This window comes from Microbispora sp. ZYX-F-249 (assembly GCF_039649665.1).
GTDB classification, from domain to species: Bacteria; Actinomycetota; Actinomycetes; order Streptosporangiales; family Streptosporangiaceae; genus Microbispora; species Microbispora maris.
The window spans coordinates 1-21,338 of record NZ_JBDJAW010000058.1 but is presented as its reverse complement, the minus strand read 5'-3'; the positions used below and the strand labels follow the sequence as shown (position 1 = coordinate 21,338).

The 21,338-nt window shown below is 73.0% G+C and carries 23 protein-coding genes; 15 read left to right on the top strand and 8 right to left on the bottom strand.

What is annotated here, in order from left to right; all coding sequences use genetic code 11:
* Nucleotides 1-20: 20 nt before the first annotated feature.
* On the bottom strand, nucleotides 21-275 hold the full coding sequence (locus AAH991_RS36900; RefSeq protein ID WP_346230593.1) for a DUF3040 domain-containing protein: 255 nt from the start codon (nucleotides 273-275) through the stop codon (nucleotides 21-23).
* Between the two features lie 135 nt (nucleotides 276-410).
* On the opposite strand from AAH991_RS36900, the gene AAH991_RS36895 reads away from it, so the two are divergent.
* From AAH991_RS36895 to AAH991_RS36885, 3 genes are all read left to right on the top strand, one after another.
* A complete protein-coding gene (locus AAH991_RS36895) occupies nucleotides 411-1,463 on the top strand; it encodes an Rv2578c family radical SAM protein (protein ID WP_346230592.1) in 1,053 nt (350 codons plus the stop codon).
* A 50-nt stretch (nucleotides 1,464-1,513) separates the two neighbouring features.
* The gene (locus AAH991_RS36890) at nucleotides 1,514-2,176 is read left to right on the top strand and encodes a class I SAM-dependent methyltransferase (RefSeq protein ID WP_346230591.1); all 663 of its coding nucleotides are present in this window, start codon (nucleotides 1,514-1,516) and stop codon (nucleotides 2,174-2,176) included.
* Between the two features lie 122 nt (nucleotides 2,177-2,298).
* On the top strand, nucleotides 2,299-3,660 hold the full coding sequence (locus tag AAH991_RS36885; protein WP_346230590.1) for a glycosyltransferase family 4 protein: 1,362 nt from the start codon (nucleotides 2,299-2,301) through the stop codon (nucleotides 3,658-3,660).
* 16 nt (nucleotides 3,661-3,676) lie between these two features.
* Here the strand turns inward: AAH991_RS36885 and AAH991_RS36880 are convergent, their stop codons facing one another.
* Nucleotides 3,677-4,657, bottom strand: a complete 981-nt coding sequence (locus AAH991_RS36880) for a helix-turn-helix transcriptional regulator (protein WP_346230589.1) — start codon at nucleotides 4,655-4,657, stop codon at nucleotides 3,677-3,679.
* A gap of 42 nt (nucleotides 4,658-4,699) precedes the next feature.
* Between AAH991_RS36880 and AAH991_RS36875 the strand changes: the two genes are divergently transcribed.
* The 5 genes from AAH991_RS36875 to AAH991_RS36855 all read left to right on the top strand — a co-directional run bounded on the left by AAH991_RS36875 (nucleotide 4,700) and on the right by AAH991_RS36855 (nucleotide 8,910).
* Nucleotides 4,700-5,434: an alpha/beta fold hydrolase gene (locus AAH991_RS36875; RefSeq protein WP_346230588.1), complete on the top strand. Its 735-nt coding sequence runs from the start codon at nucleotides 4,700-4,702 to the stop codon at nucleotides 5,432-5,434.
* 107 nt (nucleotides 5,435-5,541) lie between these two features.
* Nucleotides 5,542-6,438, top strand: coding sequence for an ABC transporter ATP-binding protein (locus AAH991_RS36870; protein ID WP_346230587.1), 897 nt, complete (start codon nucleotides 5,542-5,544; stop codon nucleotides 6,436-6,438).
* The gene (locus tag AAH991_RS36865; protein ID WP_346230607.1) at nucleotides 6,438-7,163 is read left to right on the top strand and encodes an ABC transporter permease; all 726 of its coding nucleotides are present in this window, start codon (nucleotides 6,438-6,440) and stop codon (nucleotides 7,161-7,163) included. The genes AAH991_RS36870 and AAH991_RS36865 overlap by 1 nt, the downstream gene beginning before the upstream one ends.
* Nucleotides 7,164-7,183: 20 nt before the next feature.
* Nucleotides 7,184-8,308: a sensor histidine kinase gene (locus AAH991_RS36860; RefSeq protein ID WP_346230586.1), complete on the top strand. Its 1,125-nt coding sequence runs from the start codon at nucleotides 7,184-7,186 to the stop codon at nucleotides 8,306-8,308.
* Nucleotides 8,305-8,910, top strand: a complete 606-nt coding sequence (locus tag AAH991_RS36855) for a response regulator (RefSeq protein ID WP_346230585.1) — start codon at nucleotides 8,305-8,307, stop codon at nucleotides 8,908-8,910. Before AAH991_RS36860 ends, AAH991_RS36855 begins: the two co-directional genes overlap by 4 nt.
* A gap of 4 nt (nucleotides 8,911-8,914) precedes the next feature.
* Here the strand turns inward: AAH991_RS36855 and AAH991_RS36850 are convergent, their stop codons facing one another.
* Nucleotides 8,915-9,358, bottom strand: coding sequence for a VOC family protein (locus tag AAH991_RS36850; RefSeq protein ID WP_346230584.1), 444 nt, complete (start codon nucleotides 9,356-9,358; stop codon nucleotides 8,915-8,917).
* 21 nt (nucleotides 9,359-9,379) lie between these two features.
* Between AAH991_RS36850 and AAH991_RS36845 the strand changes: the two genes are divergently transcribed.
* A complete protein-coding gene (locus AAH991_RS36845; RefSeq protein ID WP_346230583.1) occupies nucleotides 9,380-9,952 on the top strand; it encodes a CGNR zinc finger domain-containing protein in 573 nt (190 codons plus the stop codon).
* A 14-nt stretch (nucleotides 9,953-9,966) separates the two neighbouring features.
* Here the strand turns inward: AAH991_RS36845 and AAH991_RS36840 are convergent, their stop codons facing one another.
* Together AAH991_RS36840 and AAH991_RS36835 are read right to left on the bottom strand one after the other, a co-directional pair.
* Nucleotides 9,967-10,950 carry a BtrH N-terminal domain-containing protein gene (locus AAH991_RS36840; RefSeq protein ID WP_346230582.1) on the bottom strand — a complete coding sequence of 328 codons (984 nt, stop codon included), beginning with the start codon at nucleotides 10,948-10,950 and terminating at the stop codon, nucleotides 9,967-9,969.
* Between the two features lie 81 nt (nucleotides 10,951-11,031).
* Nucleotides 11,032-12,684: a 2-isopropylmalate synthase gene (locus AAH991_RS36835; protein ID WP_428834080.1), complete on the bottom strand. Its 1,653-nt coding sequence runs from the start codon at nucleotides 12,682-12,684 to the stop codon at nucleotides 11,032-11,034.
* Between the two features lie 268 nt (nucleotides 12,685-12,952).
* Between AAH991_RS36835 and AAH991_RS36830 the strand changes: the two genes are divergently transcribed.
* The gene (locus AAH991_RS36830; protein ID WP_346230580.1) at nucleotides 12,953-13,645 is read left to right on the top strand and encodes a FadR/GntR family transcriptional regulator; all 693 of its coding nucleotides are present in this window, start codon (nucleotides 12,953-12,955) and stop codon (nucleotides 13,643-13,645) included.
* 4 nt (nucleotides 13,646-13,649) lie between these two features.
* Here the strand turns inward: AAH991_RS36830 and AAH991_RS36825 are convergent, their stop codons facing one another.
* The gene (locus tag AAH991_RS36825; protein ID WP_346230579.1) at nucleotides 13,650-14,468 is read right to left on the bottom strand and encodes a GDSL-type esterase/lipase family protein; all 819 of its coding nucleotides are present in this window, start codon (nucleotides 14,466-14,468) and stop codon (nucleotides 13,650-13,652) included.
* Between the two features lie 171 nt (nucleotides 14,469-14,639).
* On the opposite strand from AAH991_RS36825, the gene AAH991_RS36820 reads away from it, so the two are divergent.
* Complete coding sequence (locus tag AAH991_RS36820) at nucleotides 14,640-15,863, top strand: isochorismate synthase (protein ID WP_346230578.1); 1,224 nt, start codon at nucleotides 14,640-14,642, stop codon at nucleotides 15,861-15,863.
* A gap of 18 nt (nucleotides 15,864-15,881) precedes the next feature.
* Here AAH991_RS36820 and AAH991_RS36815 read toward each other — a convergent pair whose 3' ends face one another.
* Entirely contained in the window at nucleotides 15,882-16,502 is a 621-nt protein-coding gene (locus AAH991_RS36815) for an IMPACT family protein (RefSeq protein WP_346230577.1), read from the bottom strand.
* Between the two features lie 132 nt (nucleotides 16,503-16,634).
* On the opposite strand from AAH991_RS36815, the gene AAH991_RS36810 reads away from it, so the two are divergent.
* The 4 genes from AAH991_RS36810 to menC are packed head-to-tail and all read left to right on the top strand — an operon-like array spanning nucleotide 16,635 to nucleotide 20,702.
* Nucleotides 16,635-17,672, top strand: a complete 1,038-nt coding sequence (locus tag AAH991_RS36810; RefSeq protein WP_346230576.1) for a dipeptidase — start codon at nucleotides 16,635-16,637, stop codon at nucleotides 17,670-17,672.
* On the top strand, nucleotides 17,669-18,772 hold the full coding sequence (locus AAH991_RS36805) for a M20 family metallopeptidase (protein WP_346230575.1): 1,104 nt from the start codon (nucleotides 17,669-17,671) through the stop codon (nucleotides 18,770-18,772). Before AAH991_RS36810 ends, AAH991_RS36805 begins: the two co-directional genes overlap by 4 nt.
* Nucleotides 18,769-19,575, top strand: a complete 807-nt coding sequence (locus tag AAH991_RS36800) for a GNAT family N-acetyltransferase (RefSeq protein WP_346230574.1) — start codon at nucleotides 18,769-18,771, stop codon at nucleotides 19,573-19,575. The genes AAH991_RS36805 and AAH991_RS36800 overlap by 4 nt, the downstream gene beginning before the upstream one ends.
* A 26-nt stretch (nucleotides 19,576-19,601) precedes the next feature.
* Nucleotides 19,602-20,702: an o-succinylbenzoate synthase gene (gene menC / locus AAH991_RS36795; protein ID WP_346230573.1), complete on the top strand. Its 1,101-nt coding sequence runs from the start codon at nucleotides 19,602-19,604 to the stop codon at nucleotides 20,700-20,702.
* A gap of 74 nt (nucleotides 20,703-20,776) precedes the next feature.
* Here the strand turns inward: menC and AAH991_RS36790 are convergent.
* The coding region (locus AAH991_RS36790; protein ID WP_346230572.1) for an HNH endonuclease signature motif containing protein at nucleotides 20,777-21,338 on the bottom strand (562 nt) is incomplete at its 5' end.

Sequence of the window (21,338 nt, the reverse complement as noted above, 5' to 3'; positions counted from 1 at the left end):
CGGGTGAGGTGACGCCGGCGCTACACGGGGAGAGCGGCGGCGTCGTGCCGCAGTGCCATGACCAGCAGGGTCGCGATCAACGTCGCGATGAGCAGCCAGCTCACCGCGATGATCACGGTCGAGCGGCCCGGCCGGCGGCCGGAGGCGCGCCCCTGCCGCCCACGCTCCGCACGGTGGTTGAACGACTCGAGCCTGGCCGCGAGCTTCGGATCCTCGTCCGTGAGGTGCCGCTCGATCATCGCCAGCATCCGCTCTTCGTCCTGCGACCAGGCCATCGCGCAACACTCCCAGAACGCAAGGTATGTGCCGACGTTCTGCCCAACGATGAAGATCGTTAGCCGTTTCCAGGGCCGCGATTTACGACGCGTTGCACGTTGCGATCTCGATCGAACCTCTGTTCTAATCGGAGGGTGCGATGGGACGGGCTGCGCCTCGAGACCGACGAAGGCGGACAGAGGGAGCCGACTCCTCTGTTCGCCCGGTCGGCCGTGACGAGGACCTTCGACACCCCCGAGTTCCGCGGCGTCACCTTCTACGAGATCCACGCGCGGTCGATCGTCAACCGGGTCCCCTCCGCGAGCCGGGTGCCGTTCGAGTGGACCGTCAACCCCTACCGCGGCTGCACCCACGCGTGCACGTACTGCTTCGCCCGCCGGACGCACGAATACCTCGACCTGGACTCCGGGCGGGACTTCGACTCGAAGATCGTGGTGAAGGTCAACGCCCCCGACCTCGTACGCAGGGAGCTTTCGGCGCCTCGATGGCGCGGGCAGCCCATCGCGATGGGGACCAACGTCGACTGCTACCAGCGGGCCGAGGGCCGCTACCGGCTGATGCCCGGCATCCTCGGCGCCCTGCGGGACGCCCGCAATCCGTTCTCGATCCTGACCAAGGGCTCGCTCATCCTGCGCGACCTCGACCTGCTCGCCGAGGCGGCCGAGGTGACCGACGTGAGCACGGCCGTCTCGATCGGGTTCACCGACGAGTCGCTGTGGCGGGCCGTCGAGCCCGGCACCCCCTCGCCGCGCAAGCGGCTGGAGGTGTGCGCCGCCCTCAACGAGCACGGCGTCGCGTGCGGCGTGCTGATGGCGCCGATCCTCCCCTATCTGTCCGACTCGCCGCGGGCGCTGGAGACCACCGTGCGCCGCATCGCCGAGGCCGGCGCCACGCACGTGACGCCGATCGTGCTCCACCTGCGGCCCGGCGCGCGCGAGTGGTTCATGGCCTGGCTGTCCCGCGAGCACCCCAGGCTCGTCCCCCGCTACCTGGAGCTGTACGGCAGGGGCGCCTACGCTCCCAGGGCGTACCAGGAACGGATCGGCGAGACCGTGCGGGCGCTCGCCCGCGAGCACGGCGTGGGCCGGTCGGCCCCACGCGGCGCTCGTGCCGCGCATCGGCTCGGCGAGCGGCCGGTCCGCCCGCCCGCACCGGCCGCGACCGCCGAGCAGCTCACGCTTCTGTGACCCGCGGGCGTGACCCGGAAGCGCGGTCCGTGCGGATACGATCGGCCACCGTGCAGGACGACGCCGGGGACGCCGAGGATTTCGTGCGCGCGCACACCGGGCTCGCGACCGTGCCGTACGTGCCGGAGATACGGCTTCATGTGATCGCCGCGGACGCCACGCGGGGCGGGAGCGAGGACGACCGCGTGTACGAGCTGTGGGAGCGCGCCGGGCGGCTGCCCTTCTGGGCCTGCCCCTGGGCCGGCGGACAGGCGCTGGCCCGCCACGTGCTCGACCATCCCGAGATCGTGCGGGGGCGCACCGTTCTCGACCTCGCCACCGGCTCGGGACTGGTCGCGGTCGCCGCGGCGCTGGCCGGAGCCGCCCTGGTGGTCGCCAACGACGTCGACCCGTACGCGCTGGCGGCCGTCAGCCTCAACGCCCGCGCCAACGGCGTCGCGGTGCGGGTCGCCGGGGGCGACCTGCTCGACGGGACGCCGACCCAGCAGGTCGTGCTGGCCGGGGACGTCTACTACGAGGAGCCGCTGGCCCGGCGGGTCACCCCGTTCCTGTCCCGCGCGGGCGGCGATGTCCTTATCGGGGCCCCCGACCGCGCCTGCTGCTATCTCCCGGACGGCGTGTTCGAGCCGGTCGGCGTGCATCTGGTGCCCGCCGCACTGGAGGACGCCCCCAGCAAACGGACGACCATATACCGAATTTCAAGCACAACGTGACTTAGATCACAACAACGGCACAACTGTCGGTTACGTCATAGGGAAAGGGGATCTTCATCTGACACGAACGGGGCGTGACTGTGTCTTCTCTTCACCGCAGGGTGGCAAGGAAAGCGGCCAGGGTGGTGGTACGGGCGCTGGAGGCCCGCGACCGGCAGCGTGCCCGGTCGGCGCCGCCGCCCGACGGCCACGAGATCCGCATCCTGCTGCTGCACGCCAACGGCATGGGCGGCACGATCCGCACGGTCTTCAACCTCGCCGGGTATCTGGCGCGCACACACGATGTCGAGATCGTGAGCGTCGTGCGGGAACGTGAGGAGCCCTTCCTCCCCGTTCCTCCCGGAGTGCGTGTCCGCTACCTCGACGACCGGCTGCCTCGCCGCAAGGGCCTGCTGTCGCGGTTCCCGAGCAGGCTGGTGCCGAAGGACGAGGCGGCCCACCACTGGTTCACCCTGCGCACCGACCTCAAACTGGTCCGCTACATCCGCTCCCGCCGCCGCGGCATCCTCATCGGGACCCGGCCCGGCCTGAACCTGATCGCCGCGCGCTTCGCGCCCCCGGAGATCATCACGGTCGCGCAGGAGCACGGGAACCTGTCCTCGCACCAGCCGCTGGTGCGCAAGCAGATCACCCGCAGGTACGGCAGGCACGACGCGGTCGTCACCCTCACGCAGGCCGACCTGCGCACCTACGAGCGGTCCTTCGAGAAGGCACGCAAGGAGCGGCCCGCCGTGCTCGCGCAGGTGCCCAACGCGACGCCCCGCCTGGACGGCGGCGTGTCACCGCTCACCGCGAAGACCGTCGTCACGGTGGGCCGGCTCACCTGGGGCAAGGGCTACGACCTGCTCATCCGCGCGTGGGCCCACGTGGCGGAGCGGCACCCGGACTGGACGCTTCGCATCTACGGCGGCGGCCCCCGGCAGGAGAAGCTCCAGGCGTCGATCGACAAGCGCGGGCTGTCCGATCGGGTGTTCCTCGAGGGCCCGGCCGAGGACGTCGGCGCCGTCCTCGCGGACGCCTCGATGTTCGTGATGAGCTCCCGCCACGAGGGCATGCCGATGGTCATCCTGGAGGCCATGAGCAAGGGCCTGCCCGTCGTCAGCTACGACTGCCCGACCGGTCCCAAGGAGATGATCACCCACGGTCACGACGGCCTGCTGGTGAAGCCGGAGAAGATCCACGCGATGGCCGACGCCATCTGCACGGTCATCGAGGACGAGGACCTGCGCCGCCGGATGGGCGCCAACGCGCTGGAGACGGCGGCGCGCTACGACCTCGACGTCATCGGGGCGCGGTGGGAGGACCTGCTGTCCGGACTGGTGGCCCGGCGGCGCGGTCTGCCGCCCGGCGGCCCGCTCGCGGACGGGCCGGCCCGGGCCGGCGACCACGACGCCGGGGAACGGCCGGGTTCTCTCGACGCCGCCGCGCTGGACGTCGCCCGGGCCCGGAGCGGGCCGGCGGCGCCCCTCGGCCAGAACGCGTGAGTGGCACGAAGCGCCATCACCGTGGGTGGCCGGCGTCCGGGGGCCGACCGGCCCACTCATGCAGGCGGCGGGCGAGGGCGCGCACCTCCTCGCGTAGTTCCGGCGGCGCCACCACGGTGAACGGCACGCCGAGGCCGGCCAGCACCTGCGCCATTCCGTCCAGGCGTTCGGCGCGGCCGGTCATCCGGACGCCGCCGTCCACGGGGGCGAGCGCGGCCACCGTCGGCGGGATCCGCCGCCGCGCCTCCTCCATGGTCGTGGCCAGCACGACCTCGATCTCATACCGGTACGGAACGCCCGCCAGCGACTCCATCACGTGGGCGACCGGGTCGAACTCCCCCGGCGCGGGAAACTCCTCCTCCGTCGCCGCGACCTGGCCCATCCGGTCGAGCCGGAACGTCCGCACCTCGCCCCTGCGGTGGTCGTGGCCGGTCAGGTACCACCGGCCCGAGTGGAACACCAGCCCGTAGGGATCGACCGTCCGCTCGCTGCTTTCGCACCGGTACGACCGGTAGGTCAGCCGTACGCGGCGACGACGGCGGGCGGCATCGGCGAGCGTCAGCAGCGTCGCCCCGCTCGGCCTGGCGGCCGCGGCGGATCGGGCGGACCGGGAGGTCAGGCCGACCATGTCCTCGACCGCGCCGACCCTGCCGCGCAGGGCGTCGGGCAGCACGCGCCGGATCTTCGCGAGCGCGCTCTCGGCCGCCCCCTCGCCCACCGTCAGGCCCGCCCGGCGGCCCGCGAGCAGCCCGAGCACCACGGCGACGGCCTCGTCGCCGGTCAGCATGAGCGGCGGCAGCCGGTATCCCGGCATCAGCCGGTAGCCGCCGTACCGCCCCCGCTCGGCCTGCACGGGGATGCCGAGGTCCTCCAGCCTGCGCACGTAGCGGCGCACGCTGCGCACGTCCACCTCCAAGCGCTCGGCGAGCTCGGGACCGGTGAGCCCGGGCCGGGCCTGCAGCAACTCCAGGAAGGCGAGAACGCGATTGGTCGACATATCAGGACCGATTCTGCCCTGATTCGGCTCTAGCGTCGACGCATGACGACTTACGCACTGGTTCCCGGATTCTGGCTCGGCGCGTGGGCGTGGCGGGACGTGGCCGCCGCACTCCGCGAAACGGGTCACGAGGCATATCCCCTGACCCTCACCGGCCTGGCCGACCGCGCCCACCTCGCCTCCCCCGCCCTGGATCTGGACACCCACATCCGCGACATCACCGGCCTGATCGAGGCTGAGGACCTGCACGACGTCGTGCTCGTCGGGCACAGCGGCAGCGGCGCCGCGGTCACCGGAGCGGCCGCCCGCGCGGCCGGCCGCGTGAGCCGGGTCGTGTACGTCGAGAGCGGCCCGGTGCCGGACGGCATGGCCCAGATCGACCTCACGGGGCGGGAGTTCGTCGAGAAGCGCGTCGAGGACGGCTGGCGCTATCCCCTGCTCTCCTGGGACGAACTGGAGGAGTCGGGCGCGAGCCTCGACGGGCTGGGCGAGCGGGAGCGGGCGCTGATGGCCTCCCGGGCCACCGGCCAGCCGCTCGGCACGATCACCCAGCCCCTCGCTCTCGGCGCGGACGCCGCCGCGTTCGCCGCGCTGCCGAAGACGCTCGTGAGCTGCTCGTTCCCGCTCGCGCAGGTCAAGGAGCTGATCGCGGCCGGGCATCCGTTCTTCGCGTCCCTCGGCGGGCCGGAGTGGGAGCTGCGTGAGCTGCCGACCGGTCATTGGCCGATGCTGTCCCGTCCGGCGGACCTGGCGGCGGTTCTGGCACAGGTTTCATAACAAGCCAGCGCCTTTACGATGTAGATTTCCGGGTGGGACATTTGTCCCGCCCGGGGCCGTACCGATCGATCTACTCGGGCCGGCGGCGCCCGCCTACCGTCGTCCCCGTGACCACCAACACCCCCGACGCCGTGTCCCTGACCTCGGCGACCAAGCACTTCGGCCCCGTACGGGCCGTGGACGGGCTCACGCTCGCCGTCCCCCGCGGCCAGACCGTGGCACTGCTCGGCCCCAACGGCGCGGGCAAGTCGACCACCATCGCGCTGCTGCTCGGGCTGCTGCCACCCGACTCCGGGCGGGCCGCGCTGTTCGGGCTCGACCCCGAGCAGGCCGTACGGCGGGGCCTGGTCGGCGCGATGCCGCAGGAGGGCGGCCTCGTCCCGCGGGTGACGGTCCGCGAATTGCTGGCCTTCGTGGCCGGAACCTATGCCGCTCCCCTCCCCCTCGACCGGGTGCTCGCGCTCGCGCGGATCGGCGAGCTGCGCGACCGCCGGGTGGACCGGCTGTCGGGCGGGCAGGCGCAGCGCGTGCGGTTCGCGACGGCCGTGTGCGGCGATCCCGACCTGATCGTCCTCGACGAGCCCACCGCCGCGCTGGACGTGGAGGCCAGGCGCGAGTTCTGGGACGGCATGCGCGGGCTGGCCAGCCGCGGCAAGACGATCCTGTTCTCCACGCACTATCTGGACGAGGCCGACGAGCACGCCGACCGCGTCGTCGTGCTCGGCCACGGCCGCGTGATCGCCGACGGCACCAGCGCGGAGATCAAGCGGGCGGCGGCGCTGACCACGGTGAGCGTGACGGCCCACGGCGAGTCCGCCTGGCTCGCGGCCCTGCCGGGCGTGCGCCACATGGAGACCAGGGGCGGCCGGGTCCATCTGCGCAGCGCGGACTCCGACGCCACCGTCATGGCCCTCGCCCGCGCGGGCGCCGTCCGCGAGCTGGAGGTCGTGCCGGCGGACCTGGAGGACGCCTTCGTCGCCCTCACCGCGAAGGAGAACGCGTGATGTGGGGATACGTACGGCTCGAACTGCTCAGGACCATGCGCGACGGCGGCTACGTGATCTTCGGGATCGCCATGCCGGTCGTCATGTACCTCCTCTTCACCAACCTCGGCCTGGCCCCCGGCGACCGGCACGACGCCGCGATCTACACGATGGTCGGCATGGCGGCGTACGGCGCGCTCGGCGGCGCGTTCAACAACGGCAGCGGCATCGCCGAGGACCGCGCGGCGGGATGGCTGCGCCGGTTGCGGCTCACCCCGCTGACCCCCGCCCAGGTCGTGGCCGGGAAGGTCGTCACCGGGATCGCCGGCGTCGTGCCGAGCATCGCGGCCGTGCTGCTGGCCGGCGTGCTGGTCAACCACGTCACGCTCGCGCCGCAGCGGTGGCTGGCGATCGTCGTTCTCCTGTGGGCGGGGACCGTGCCGTTCTCCCTGCTCGGCCTCGGCAACGGCTACCGGCTGTCGGGCCAGTCGGCCGCGATGGCCAACATCGCGACCATGCTGACGCTGGCCGTCCTCGGCGGCCTGTGGGTGCCGGTCGCGAACTTCCCGTCCTGGCTGCGCGCGGTCGCCGAGTGGACCCCGTCGAACAGCTACGCCGGGTTGTCCTGGCGGGTCGCGTTCGGCGACGTGCCCACCGTCCGCCAGGTCGCGATCCTGTCGGCCTGGCTGCTCGTCTTCGGCGTCTACGCGGTGCACGGTTATCGGCGCGCCGGTCGCCGGGCCTGACCGCTATTGTGACGTTCCCGATGACGACAGAACGCGGCACCTGGCTCGACCCGCTGCGGGAGGGCGAGCGCGGCCCCGACGCCAGGGGCATGTACATGTGGGCCGCCGTGACGGCGGCGCCCGTGTGGGAAATCGCGCACGGCCGCTCCCAGCCGCTGTGGCTGGCCTGGCCGGCCGCGCTGGCCGCCGCCGGGCTCTACGTGGCCACCACGCGCTTCGCCTTCGCCGACCGGCGGCGCGCCCTGCCGGCGCTGGGACTGCTCGCGGCGGTGGTCCTCGCGTCGGCGGCCTGGTTCGGGAGCAACTGGCTCTATCTCGTCACCATGCTGGCCGTGGCCACCGGGACCACCATCGGCGGCAAGGTCCTGCCGGTCGTGCTGTTCGCCGAGTGCGCCGCCGCTCTGGCCGTCGCCGTACGGGCCGGCGCCGACCTGAGCGGCATGCTCGCGCTGGTCTGGGGGACGTTCACCGCGGGCATCATCCCGGCGATCATCATCCGGCTGTGGGCGGCCATCCACGAGCTCAAGGCCACCCGGGAGGAACTGGCCCGGGCCGCCGTGTCCGAGGAGCGGCTGCGCTTCTCCCGCGACCTGCACGACCTGCTCGGCCACACGCTCTCGGTGATGGTCGTCAAGGCCGAGGCCGTACGCCGGCTGGCGCGGGTGGACGCGGACGAGGCGGCCGGGCAGGCGGCCGACATCGAGCGGATCGGACGGCAGGCGCTGACCGAGGTGCGGGCCGCCGTCACCGGTTATCGCGGCAGAGGGCTCACCGCCGAGCTCGACTCCGCACGCGCCGCCCTCGCGGACGCCGGCGTCGAGGCGACCGTCCGCGTGGCCTCCGTACGCCCCGCTCCCGAGACCGACGCCCTGCTCGGCTGGGCCGTGCGCGAGGGCGTGACCAACGTCGTACGGCACAGCCGCGCGGCGGCCTGCGCGATCGGCCTGGGCGAGGACCGCGGGCACCTCGTGCTGGAGATCCGCGACGACGGCCCGCCCGCGAAGCCGTACGGCGAGGGCAACGGCCTGACCGGCCTGCGCGAGCGGGTGAAGGCCGTGGGCGGCGCGCTGGAGACGACGGCGCCGCCGGACGGGGGCTTCCTCCTCCGCGTGACGGTGCCGTACGCGGAGGAGGACGGCGAGTGATCCGGGTGCTGCTGGCCGAGGACCAGGGCATGATGCGCGGCGCGCTGGCCCTGCTCCTCGGCCTGGAGGAGGACATCGAGGTCGTCGCCCAGGTCGGCCACGGCGACGAGGTGGTGGACGCCGCGCTGCGGACCCGGCCCGACGTGGCCCTGCTCGACATCGAGATGCCGGGCCGCGGCGGCCTGGAGACCGCCGCCGACCTGCGCGAACACCTGCCCGGCTGCGCCGTGCTCATCCTCACGACGTTCGGGCGGCCCGGCTACCTGCGCCGCGCGATGGAGGCCGGGGCCCGGGGGTTCCTGGTCAAGGACGGGCCGGTCGAGGAGCTCGCCGACGCCGTCCGCCGGGTCCTGCGCGGCGAGCGGGTCATCGATCCCGCTCTCGCCGCGGCGGCGCTGAGCACCGGCCCGAGTCCGTTGACCGACAGGGAGCGCGACGTCCTGGCCGCGGCGGCCGACGGCTCGACGATCTCCGACATCGCCGCCCGCCTCCACCTGTCGGAGAGCACCGTCCGCAACTACCTGTCGTCGGCCATCGGCAAGACCGGCACCAGGAACCGCATCGAGGCCGCCCGGCTGGCGCGCCACAACGGCTGGCTGTAGGGATTCACTGCACGTCGAACTCGTTGCCCTCGGGGTCGGCCATGGTGACGTGGTGGGTCCCCGGCTCCTGCACGGTCCGCAGCACGGTCGCGCCGAGCCCCTTGAGCCGGTCCACCTCGGCGTCCCTGCGCTCGGGGCCCGCGTGCAGGTCGATGTGCAGGCGGTTCTTGCCCGCCTTCGGCTCGGGAACCGCCTGGAAGAGGATCCGGCGGCCGAGGCCGGTGCCGCTGTGCGGGTCGAACGGGTCGTCCGGGTGCCGCACGGCCCGCAGCGTCCGGAAGGCCGTACGGTCGGGGGTCACCTCCGCCTCCCCCAGCACGCCGGCGTCCAGGAGCCGGCCGACCAGCGCGCTGTTGTCCTCCACCTCGTAACCCAGGGCCTGTGCCCAGAACGCCGCCTGCGCGTGCGGGTCGACGCAGTCGATGACGAGCTTCCATTCGAGAGTCATGTAACCCTTTATAGTGGTTACATGAGCCTGACGCTACATCCGCGCGACGGAGCCTCCTTCCGGTTCGACCCGGGCGCCCTCTGCCTGGAGTTCCTCGTGAGCGGCGGCGTGGGGGTCTACGCCCACTACGAGACGCTGCACGAGCCGGACGACCTCGCCCGGTGGGCCGCCGCGTCCCGGCTCGGCCTGGAGCGGGTGGACGCGACGGCGAAGGACCTCCTCCGCGCCAAGGTCCTGCGCACCGCCCTGTGGGGCCTCGCCGGCGACCGCGCGCACGGACGCACGCCGAGGCAGGCGGACGTGGACGCGGTCAACGAGGCGGCGTCGGCGCCCCCGCTGACGCCCGTGATGACGGCCGGCGGGCTGAGGTCCTGGGCCGTCCCCGCGACCGGGGCCCAAGTGGTCGCGACCGTCGCGAGGGACGCCGTCGAGCTGTTCACCGGCCCGTACGCGCACCGGGTGCGGGAGTGCGCGGGAGACAACTGCGCCCTCGTCTTCGTCGACACCTCACGCCCGGGCAGCAGGCGCTGGTGCTCGATGGAGCGGTGCGGCAACCGCCACAAGGTCCGCGCGCACCGCTCGCGTGAGGGTTGACGCGGTGGTCCGCCCTACAGCCGGCGCAGCGCCTGCATCGCCTCCTCCTCGATGCGCGCAAGATCGTGGAGGATCACGCCGGCCTCCTCGAGGTGCCCCGCGTCGCCGGTCTCCCCCGCCTTCGCGATCAGGCTGGACACCCGCGCCCACAGAACGGCGGCCTCGGCGTACAGCCGGTGACCGGCGCGCAGGTCGTCGTCGTCGATCAGCCGGGTGCACTCGTCGAGGAAGTCCCGATAGAGGACGCGGAACAGGGCGCCGCCGGTGCCGCCCTGCTCCATGAGGAGGGCGGCCTGCGGCAGGTCCCGCCGCGGCTCGCCGGCGCGTCGCAGCCATCCGGGCACCTGCCTGCCGGCTTTGCCGATGCCGCGATAACCCAGATTCGCGATGGGAGCGGCGAGGAAGGCGTCGGCGCAGTCCCTGATTGCGGGGACGATTCGGTCCTGCCAGGACAGCGGGCGAGCGGGCAGGGTGATGGTGAAGGATCGGTGCCTGGCGGTCATCGGGCCGCGTTCGGCCCGTGCCATGGCCAAGGCCGCCCGGCTGGTGCGCACCGCCCCTCCCTGCTGATCGGTGTCCACCAGGTAGGCGTCGTGCTCGTCGTAGCCGTACATGGCGACGACATGACCGCCGAAGTGCACCTTGGAGCGGAAATAGTCCAGGTGGTAGCAGTCGAGCTGGAGGCCGACCGGCCGGCCCGCGTCGATGGGGGCGGCCACGTTCTCCCACGCCTTGCGGGGTGAGGTGGTCTCCTGCGTCGTCAACGTCAGTCCCAGCCGGGCGGCCAGGTTCCTGGTGAGCTCGAAGGGCTTGACGCGGCCTCCGATGAATGGGAACGGCATGCCCTTGCCGTCCCAGTAGACGAAGGACAGGCCCGAGCCCAGCCCGAACAGCATGGGCTCGGACAGGTCGAGTCCCTCATGCCGCAGCAGCACTCCCAGCGCCGTCGTCTCGCAGTGGTGCGTGCCGCGGGCCTCGACGCCCTCCACCATGGCCATGATCGCTCTCCTCGTGCCGACCGGAACCGCCGGGAGGAGCATGCGACCTCCCACAGGGGGAGAGTCCAGCCGGCCGCCGGTTCACCCGGCCAGGGCGCGGTTGACCGCGGCGAGCACGGCCCGGGCGAACGCCGTCCCGGCGCCGGCGTCCTCGCCCGCGCCCCACACGCAGGCGCCGGCGACCCGGCACCGGACATAGGCGACCGCGCCGCCCTCCACCGTGTGTCCGTCCCGTTCCAGCACCTCCACCGCGATCCCGGCCGCCGCCAGGGCGGCGGTGACGGCGTCCGCCGGCGCGGCGCCGCTCGCCTCGTACGCCGCGTCATTCCGGCGCAGGACGCAGCGGAATCCAGCGCCGTCCGCCGTCCACGACGCCAGAGTGACCGGCCCGCCCTCCACCGCGTACGCGGCGCGGAACAGCTCGAGCAGGTCCTTCGGCGTGGCCTCCCGCCCGCTGCGGTCCGTCGCGTCCTGGACGACGCGGGAGAAGTCGGCACGCAGCGCCTTGGGCAGGTCGAGCCCGTGGTGCGCCCGGAGGAGGTGGGCGACGCCCCCCTTGCCCGACTGGCTGTTGACCCGGATCACCGCCTCGTACGTCCGGCCGACGTCGGCCGGGTCGATCGGCAGGTAGGGCACGGCCCAGGGCGCCTCCCCCACCGGCACGCCCCGCTCGGCCGCCGCACGCTCGTGGTGGGCGAGCCCCTTGCTGATGGCGTCCTGATGGGTCCCGGAGAAGGCCGTGTAGACGAGGTCCCCGCCGTACGGATGGCGGACGTGGACCGGCAACCGGTTGCACTCCTCGACGGTCCGCCGGATCACGTCGATGTCGGAGAAGTCGACCATCGGGTCGACCCCCTGGGCGTACAGGTTGAGCGCGAGCGTGACGAGGTCGACGTTCCCGGTGCGCTCGCCGTTGCCGAACAGGCAGCCCTCGACGCGCTGCGCCCCGGCCAGTACGGCGAGCTCCGCGCAGGCCACCCCCGTGCCCCTGTCGTTGTGCGGATGGACCGAGAGGATGACGGCGTCGCGCCGTTCCAGGTGGCGGTGCATGTACTCGATCTGGTCGGCGTACAGGTTCGGCGTGGCGATCTCGACGGTGGCGGGCAGGTTGTGGATCACCGGCCGGTCGGGCGAGGCGTCCCACAACCGGGTGAGGCCGTTGCAGACCTCCAGGACGAAGTCGGGCTCGGTGCAGTTGAACACCTCGGGCGAGAACTCGAAACGCACCGCCGTCCCCGGCATCGCGTCGGCGAGCCGCCCGATGTGACCGGCGGCCTCCCGGATGAGCGCGTGCAGCCCGGCCCGGTCCTGCCCGAGCACGACGTCCCGCCAGACCGGCGCGGTCGCGGTGTACAGGTGCACCACCGCCCGCGGCATGCCCTGGATCGAGGCGAAGGTCTGCTCGATGAGGTCGCGGCGGGCCGCCGTGAACACCACGGGGGTCACGTCGTCCGGCACCACGCCGCTTTCGGCCAGGTGCCGGACGAAGCCGAAGTCGGTCCGGCTCGACGACGGGTAGCCGACCTCGATCTCCTTGAACCCCATCGCGACGAGGAGGTCGAACATGCGCCGCTTGCGTGGCGTGTCCATGGGCTCGGCCAGCGCCTGGTTGCCGTCGCGCAGGTCGACGGGCACCCACAGCGGGGGGCGCTCGATCCTGCGGCCCGGCCACTCGCGGTGGATCTCGGGGATCTCCACCCGCTCGTGGGCCGGCCGGTAGCGGTGGTGCGGCATCGCGCTGCCCCGCTGGGGATTCCAGGCGGGAGCACCGGCGGGCACCGGGCCGCGCGGGGTGCGGATCGTCGGGAAGGCAGTGGAGGTGGTGGTCACGGAGATGATCCTTCGGTCGGGAGGGCGACCGGCGGCACGGCACCCCGCGGCGGGGTGCCGGTCATCGGATCAGGCCCCGCCGCGGCGGCCGAGAAGAAGGAGGCCGAGCGGCGTCATGGGCGGTAGAGTAACCACACGACAACTCCTCAGACAACCTGAGAGGTGAAATGCGATGACCCTCGGCGCGCTCCGGCGCAGTCCCCTCGTCGACCAGGCCGTCGAGAGGCTGCGTGCGCATATCGAGGAGGGCCGCTGGCCGGTCGGCACCCGGCTGCCCGGCGAGACGACCCTGGCCAAGACCCTGGGCGTGGGCCGCTCCACCGTCCGCGAGGCCCTGCGCGCGCTGGCCGGAGCCGGGCTGGTCCAGGCGCGTCAGGGCGCCGGGGTCTTCGTCATCTCCGACAGGCCCGCCGAGGACTGGGCGGCCCGCCTGCGCCGGGCCGCCGTGGCCGACGTCTACGAGGTGCGCATGCTGGTCGAGGTGCAGGCCGCCCGGCTGGCGGCGCGGCGCCGTACGCCGGAGGACGTGGCGGCGCTGCACGCGGCGCTGGAGGCCAGGCGGGCCGCCGCGCGAGACGGCGACGCCGCCTTCGTCGACGCCGACATCGCCCTGCACGCGGCCGTCGTCGCCGCCGCGCACAACCCGGTGCTGACCGACCTGTTCGCCGAGTTCGTCCCCCGTCTGCGGGAGGGGCTGGTCGCCCTGGTCGACCTGCTCGGCCTGCGGGCCGGCGACCCGAACCCGGGAGACGACTCCCATGCGGCGTTCGTCGGCGCCGTCGAGCGCGGCGACGCCGACGGCGCGGGCCGCGTGCTGCAGGACGAGCTGGAGCAGACCCTCGACCGTCTCCGTCGCACCCGCTGACGGATCAGGGTTCGACGGCGTCGGCGAAGAACCGGGGATCAAAGGTGATCTTGGCGAGGGCCTTCTGCCCGTCGGCGTTGGGGTGGAAGTAGTCCCACGCGCTCACCTGCTTGAGGGTGAAGGGATAGGAGAAGACCGCTCCCCCGTCGTAGCGGCAGGCCGGGCCGTACCTCGCGCACGCCTGCCTGAGCTGCTCGTTGTAGTCCATCACCCGCCCGCGCACCCGGTCGCGCCTGGCCTCGTCCTTCTTGGCGGTGGACGTCGGGTTGGCCAGCATCGACTGGCAGATGCGGCCGATCCCCCAGAAGACGCGCGCCCACCCGTTGTCCTTGCCCACCCGCCACAGGCGCTTGACGTCCGGAACGCTCGCGACGAAGATCCGCGCGCCGGTGGGCCGCAGCACGTCGAAGGCCTCGTCGATGTTGCGCCGGAACGTTCCCACGGGCGTCATCTCCTTCTCGGAGCCCACGCAGGCGTCCTGCGCGCCGATGAGGACGGTGACGTAGCCCGCGCCGGCCTCGGCGGCCTGCCGCGCCTGCCCCCGCAGGTCGGCGCTGGTCGATCCCGGGACGGCGAAGTTCAGGTTGTGCCCCTTGATCCCGCTCCCCATGGCGAGCAGGCGCAGATAGTGGCTGTTCACCGACGGGAAGTCCCCCGCCGACCACGAGCGGGACGTGCAGGCGACGTACCAGCCGCAGGCGTTGAACCCCGCGCTGATCGAGTCTCCCAGCGCCGCCATCACGGCGGGCGTCGTACGGGCGTGGGCGCCGGTCGGCACGAGCAGGACGCTCGCGACCAGGACCGGCGTGATCTTCTTGATCATGGGCACCTCCGGGAGATCAAAGGTAGGGATCGCGTGGAGGTACGCTCTATCGCCACCAGGGAAGGCGAGCCTTCCATGACCGGATTCCTATTGCGGCTTGACACAGGGGCAGCGCGATCGCACGGGGGGCCTCTTGTCGAACATGTTCAGATCCTGCGTAGAGTGAGTCGGGTGAGTGTCGCTCTTATCCGGCCCCTCGTGGTTCGCACGGTCGCGGTGAGCGACCCTGACGATCTGCTGGCGCGTCTGCCCGACGCCGCGCCGTACGCCTGGATCAGGCACGGCGAGGGACTCGTCGGCTGGGGAGAGGCGGCGCGGGCCGCGGTGCCGCCGGGCCCCGGGCGGTTCGACTGGGCCCGCGGCTGGCTCTCCTCGCTGTTCGCCGGAGCGCGCATCGAGGACGAGGTCGGCGTGCCGGGCTCGGGACCGGTCGCCTTCGGCTCCTTCACCTTCGACGCCGACGCCGACGGGACCGTGCTGGTCGTCCCCCGCGTGGTGCTCGCCCGCCGGAACGGCCGCGCCTGGCTCACCACGATCGGCGACGACGCCTTCGACCTGGTCACCCCGCCTTCCGCGCCCGGCCGTATCCGGTACGGCGACGGCTCGCTGTCGGCGCCGCAATGGGAGCACCGGGTCGCCCGAGCCGTACGGCGGATCAGGGACGGCATGCTGGACAAGGTGGTGCTCGCCCGCGATCTGACAGCCGTCGCGGAGCGGGACATCGACCCCCGCGTGCTGCTGGAACGGCTGGCCGAGCGTTACCCCGAGTGCTACACGTTCTCGGTGGACGGGCTCGTCGGCGCGACGCCGGAACTGCTGGTGAGGCACACCGGCCAGGCGGTCGAGTCGCTGGTCCTCGCGGGCACGACGCCGCGCGGCGCCCACCCCGCCGACGACGCCGCCCGCGGCGCCGCCCTCTACGCCTCGCAGAAGGACCGCCACGAGCACGCCTGCGCGGTCGCCTCGGTCCGTGAGGCTCTCGCGCCCCTCTGCTCGGCGCTCGACGTGCCCGACCGCCCCGAGCTGCTGGTGCTGCCGAACGTCCAGCACCTGGCCAGCCGGGTCACCGGACGGCTGTCCGACGGCGCGTCGGTGCTCGACGTGGTGGCCGCCATGCACCCCACGGCCGCGGTCGGCGGGACGCCCACCGGCGCCGCGCTCCGGGTCATCCGCGAACTGGAGGGCATGGACCGGGCGGGCTACTCCGGGCCGGTCGGCTGGATCGACTCGCGCGGCGACGGCGAGTGGGGCATCGCGCTGCGCTGCGCGTACGTCTCCGGCAGGCGTGCCCGGCTGTTCGCCGGTTGCGGCATCATGGCCGGGTCGGACCCCGCCGCCGAGCTCGCCGAGGCGCAGGCCAAGCTCCGCGTGATGCAGTACGCCCTGGAGGGGTGACGGCCCCGCGTCGCCCGCTCAGCGGGCGAGGTGGACCGTGCCGCCGAGCGCGGTCTCGGCCCGCCCGGCGGTGACCGCCGCGATCCACTCCTCGAAGACGGGCAGCCGGTCCTCGGCCACCGCCACCTCGAAGGCGACCCGGGCGCCGTAGTCGACACCCCGCAGCACGTACGGCGAGGCGCGCAGGTCGCTTTCCAGCCTCCCGGCCTGGGCGTGGCCGACCGACACGGTCACGACCGTCGCGGGAACCATCTCGACCACCCCCGCCCGGTCGAGCGTCTCCCCCACCGCTCCGCCGTACGCGCGGGCCAGGCCGCCCGCACCCAAGAGCACCCCGCCGAAGTAGCGGGTGACGACGGCCGCCACGTCCGCGAAACCGCGCCGGGTGAGCATCTCCAGCATCGGCGTGCCGGCCGTGCCGCCCGGCTCCCCGTCGTCGTCCGCCCTGCGGACGCCCTGACCGATGACGTACGCCGAGCAGTTGTGGGTCGCGTCGGCGTAGAGCCGCCTGCGCTCGGCCACGAACTCCCGCGCGGCCTCCTCCGTGGCCGCCGGGGCGAGCGCGCAGATGAAGCGCGAACGGCGGATCTCGATCTCGTGCTCGACGATGTCCCTGATCGTCCGGTACGGCGCTGCCACGGGATCAGCTTATTCAGCCGCCCGCCTTTACGAAGTAAGGTAAGGCCTTTGGCCTGATGCACGAAGCTTGTCACCCTCTTTAGTCGGATCGGACGAATTGCCGCGCTCCTTCCCTGCCGTACCGTCAGCGGGGTGCCAGCCCACCTTCATCACACCGCCGTCGTCGCGGACACGCACAACGACCTGCTGATGGCCGTCGCCGAACGCCCGCCGGCCCGGTGGGCGGGCTTCTTCCGCGAACGGTGGCTGCCCCAGTTGCGGGACGGCGGCGTGGACCTGCAGGTGCTGCCGGTCTTCGTGGACGACCGCTACCGGCCGGAGGGCGCGCTGCGCCAGACCCTGCGGATGATCGAGTGCGCGCACACGCTGGCCGAGGGCAACGCGGACGCCGTACGGCTCTGCCTGGACGGCGCGCAGGTCGACCGGGCGCTCGACGACGGCGTGATCGCCTTGGTCCTGGCGATGGAGAGCATGCCCGGCCTGGACTCCTCCGTCGAACTGCTGCCCACCCTGCACCGGCTCGGCGTACGGGTCGCCTCGATCGCGCACTGGGGGCGCACGCCGCTGGCGGACGGCAGCGGTGAGGACGCCACCGGCGGCGGGCTCACCCACGCCGGGGTGACGGCCGTACGGGAGATGGAGCGGCTCGGCATGATCTTCGACGTCTCCCATCTGGGCGCACGCGGGGTCGAGCACGTCCTGGAGCTGGCCACCCGCCCGGTGATGGCGACCCACTCCTCCGCCCGGGCCCTGCGCGACCACCACCGCAACCTCACCGACGACCAGATCCGCGGCGTCGCCGCCACCGGCGGGGTCGTCTGCGTCAACTTCTTCCCCGTCTTCCTCGCCGAGGATCCGGCCGACCACACCGTGGACCGGCTGGTGGAGCACATCGTGCACGTCGCGGAGGTCGCCGGGATCGACCACGTGGGGCTGGGGCCCGACTTCGTCCGCGAGGTGCTGCACGACGTCACTCCCCCGTGTTGCGAGGACTTCGGCTTCGAGGGAATCGACCCCGGAGCCGCCCTGCCCGGGCTGGACGGGCCGCGCGGGCTGCCCCTGGTCACCGAGGCGCTGCTGCGGCGGGGGCTGGCGGAAGACGACATCCTGAAGATCCTCGGCGGCAACGTGCGGCGGCTGTTCCGCGCTCAGCTGGGCAGGCCACTGTGAAGACGGCGGTGAACCTCTCCGCCATGCTCGCGGACCTGGAGGAACTCGTCTGCTGCGAGTCGTTCTCCGCCGATCACGAGGCGGTGGCCCGCAGCGCCGCCGTGGTCGCGGAGCAGGGGCGCCGCCTGCTCGGCGCGCCTCCGGAGACGATCGTGATCGACGGCGTGACGCACCTGCGGTGGCGCTTCGGCGAGCCGCGTGTGCTGCTGCTCGGCCACCACGACACGGTCTGGCCGATCGGCTCCCTGCGCTCGCGGCCCTGGTCGGTCGCCGGCGGGATCGCGCGGGGGCCCGGCGTGTTCGACATGAAGGCCGGGCTGGTGCAGATGTTCCACGCGCTGGCCGCGCTCCCCTCCCCCGAAGGCGTGTGCGTGCTGGTCACCGGGGACGAGGAGCTCGGGTCGCCGTCCTCCCGCGCCCTGGTCGAGGAGTCGGCGCGCGGCCTCGCCGCCGCCTTCGTGCTGGAGGCGAGCGCCGACGGCGGCGCCCTGAAGACCGCACGCAAGGGCATCTCGACGTACGAGATCGTGGTGCACGGCCGGGCCGCCCACGCCGGCCTCGACCCCGGCAAGGGAGCCAACGCGGGAGTCGAGCTCGCCCACCAGATCCTCGCCGTCGCCGCGATGGCCGCCGAGGGCGGCCTGGACGGCACGACCGTCACGCCGACGCTGCTGTCCGGCGGCACCACGATCAACACCGTGCCCGCGCTGGCCCGCCTGGCCGTGGACGTGCGCGTGCCGGCCGTCGCGGCCCAGCTCCGCGTGGACACGCTGATGCGGGCGCTGTCGCCCCGGACGCCCGGAACCCGCCTGGAGGTTCTCGGCGGCCCGAACCGCCCACCGCTCGAACCGGCCTCGTCGGCCGGCCTGTTCGCACTCGCCCAGCGCGTCGCCGCCGGCCTCGGACTCGCGCCCCTGCCCGGCGCGGCCGTCGGGGGCGCCTCGGACGGCAACCTCACCGCCGGCGCCGGCTGCCCCACCCTGGACGGGCTCGGCGCGGTCGGCGGCGGCGCGCACGCCGACGACGAGCACGTGGTCGTGGCCGAGATGCCGGGCCGTGCCGCGCTGCTGACGGGCCTGGTCGAGGCGGTGCGCGGATGAGCGGCCCCCACGAGCTGTGTGTGCGTGAGCTGCACGCCGTCGAGGAGTTCGAGGACGTCTGCCGCCTGTTCGCCGGCATCTGGCGGCCGGATCCCGGGGGCGCTCCGATCACGGCGGAGATGATGCGCGCGCTCTCCCACGCCGGCAACTACGTCGCGGGGGCCTACCGCCATGATCGGCTGGTCGGCGCGTCGGTCGGGTTCGTCGCGGCCCCGCCGCGGCGGGCGCTGCACTCCCACATCACCGGGACTCTCGCCGGGCAGGGCGCGGGCTTCGCGTTGAAGCTGCACCAGCGCGAGTGGGCGCTCGACCACGGCCTGGACACGATCACCTGGACGTACGACCCGCTGGTGCGCCGCAACGCCCACTTCAACCTCACCAAGCTCGGCGCCCGGCCCGAGGAGTACCTGCCCGCCTTCTACGGCACCATGGCCGACGCGATCAACGCCGGCGACGAGAGCGACCGCGTGCTCGCCGTCTGGCGCCTGACCTCGCCGCACGTGCTCGCCGCCGTACGGCGTGAGCCGTGCCCGATGGAGATCCCGCCGGGCGCGGTCACCGGGCTGGGCGACGACGGCGGCCGGCCCGTGCGGGGCCGCACCGACGCCGAGACGGTGCTGGTCGCCGTGCCCGAAGACATCGAGACCCTTCGCGTGGCGGATCCGGCCGCGGCCCGGGCCTGGCGGCTGGCCCTGCGCGAGGTGCTCGGCGACCTGCTGCGCGACGGCGCGCGGGTCACGGGTTTCCACGACAAGTCCTGCTATGTCGCCCGCCGAAGCGCGTTCCGCGAACAACTGACATGAAAACCACGGGTAGGGGAACCAGAGGCATGAAGATCACTGGTATCGAACTGCGGCGGATCGCGATGCCGCTGGTGGCGCCGTTCCGCACGTCGTTCGGCACCGAGACACGACGTGACGTGCTGCTGCTGCGCGTCGTCACCCCCGACGCCGAAGGCTGGGGTGAGTGCGTGGCGATGTCCGCACCGCTGTACTCCTCCGAGTACGCCGAGGGTGCGGCCGACGTGCTGCGCCGCTTCCTGATCCCCGCGCTGCCCGCGCGCCCCGGACCGTACGCCGTCAACGAGGCGCTGCATCCGATCAAGGGGCACCGCATGGCCAAGGCGGCACTGGAGACGGCCGTGCTGGACGCCCACCTGCGTGCCACCGGGCAGTCTCTCGCGGCCTTCCTCGGCGCCACCAGGAGCCGGGTGCCGGCCGGGGTCTCGGTCGGCATCATGAACTCCGTCCCCGAACTGCTCGACGCCGTCGCCGGCTACCTGGACGAGGGCTATGTCCGCATCAAGCTCAAGATCCAGCCCGGCTGGGATCTGGAACCCGTACGCGCCGTGCGCGAGCGATTCGGCCCCGAACTGCCGCTGCAGGTCGACGCGAACGCCGCCTACACCCTTGCCGACGCCCCGCACCTGGCGCGCCTGGACGAGTTCGGCCTGCTGCTCATCGAGCAGCCGCTGGCCGACGACGACATGGTCCAGCACGCCCGGCTCGCCCGGTCGATCCGCACGCCGATCTGCCTGGACGAGTCGATCGAGGCCGCCGAGCACGCGGCGGCCGCCATCTCCCTCGACGCCTGCTCGGTCGTCAACATCAAGCCAGGCCGGGTCGGCGGTTACCTCGAAGCGCGGCGCATCCACGACCTGTGCCGCGCCCACGGCGTCGCGGTCTGGTGCGGCGGCATGCTGGAGACGGGCATCGGCCGCGCCGCGAACGTCGCACTGGCCGCGCTGCCCGGGTTCACCCTGCCCGGTGACACCTCCGGCTCCCGCCGCTACTACAGCACCGACATCACGCCGCCCTTCGAGCTCGAAGACGGTCATCTGACCGTGCCCACCGGCCCGGGCATCGGGGTCGAGCCGATCCCGTCGCTCCTGGACGAGGTCACCGTCGCCACCGAGTGGATCCCCCTCTGACAGCGCTGTCGAGCAGCGCGGATTGCGGCGGCCCAGAGTGATACCGCCCCCGTGATCCCGGGTGGTTCGGGTCGTCATTCCCGTGGCCTCCGGGCTCCCGGCTGGCGGTGGTAGGTGAAGGCCCAGCGGTCTGTGCCGACCTTGTGGCGGGTGTAGTGGCCGGGGTTGTGGTAGCGGTCGCGGTTGTGGAACTGGCACGCCGGCCCGAGCAATTTGAGGTCGGTCAGCCCGCCGCTGCTCCAGTTGTCGGCGTGGTCGATCTGGCACCTGGTGGCCGGCAGCGGGCAGCCGTCGATCCAGCAGGTGGCGTAGCGGGCGTAGATGGCCCGCCGCTGGGCCGGAGTCGCCAATCTGACCTTGCGGCCCATGTCCAGGACCTGTCCCTCGGCGTCCATCACCAGGCGCACGAGGGTGGAGGTGCGGGCCAGCCGGTGCACGGCGGAGATGGGCAGCACCTGCCCGGTCGCCAGCAGCAACCCCGGCGCCGACCCCCACGCGCTCCTCAACGCCGTACCCAGCCTCGCCCCCACCTGATCTCCCGCCAGCCCGCCGTCCGACGCTCCCGGTTCTGCTTCCGGTGATGCCTCCGGCTCTGGTCCCCGCGCGCCGGGCGCTCCCGGCATCTGCGCATGGTGA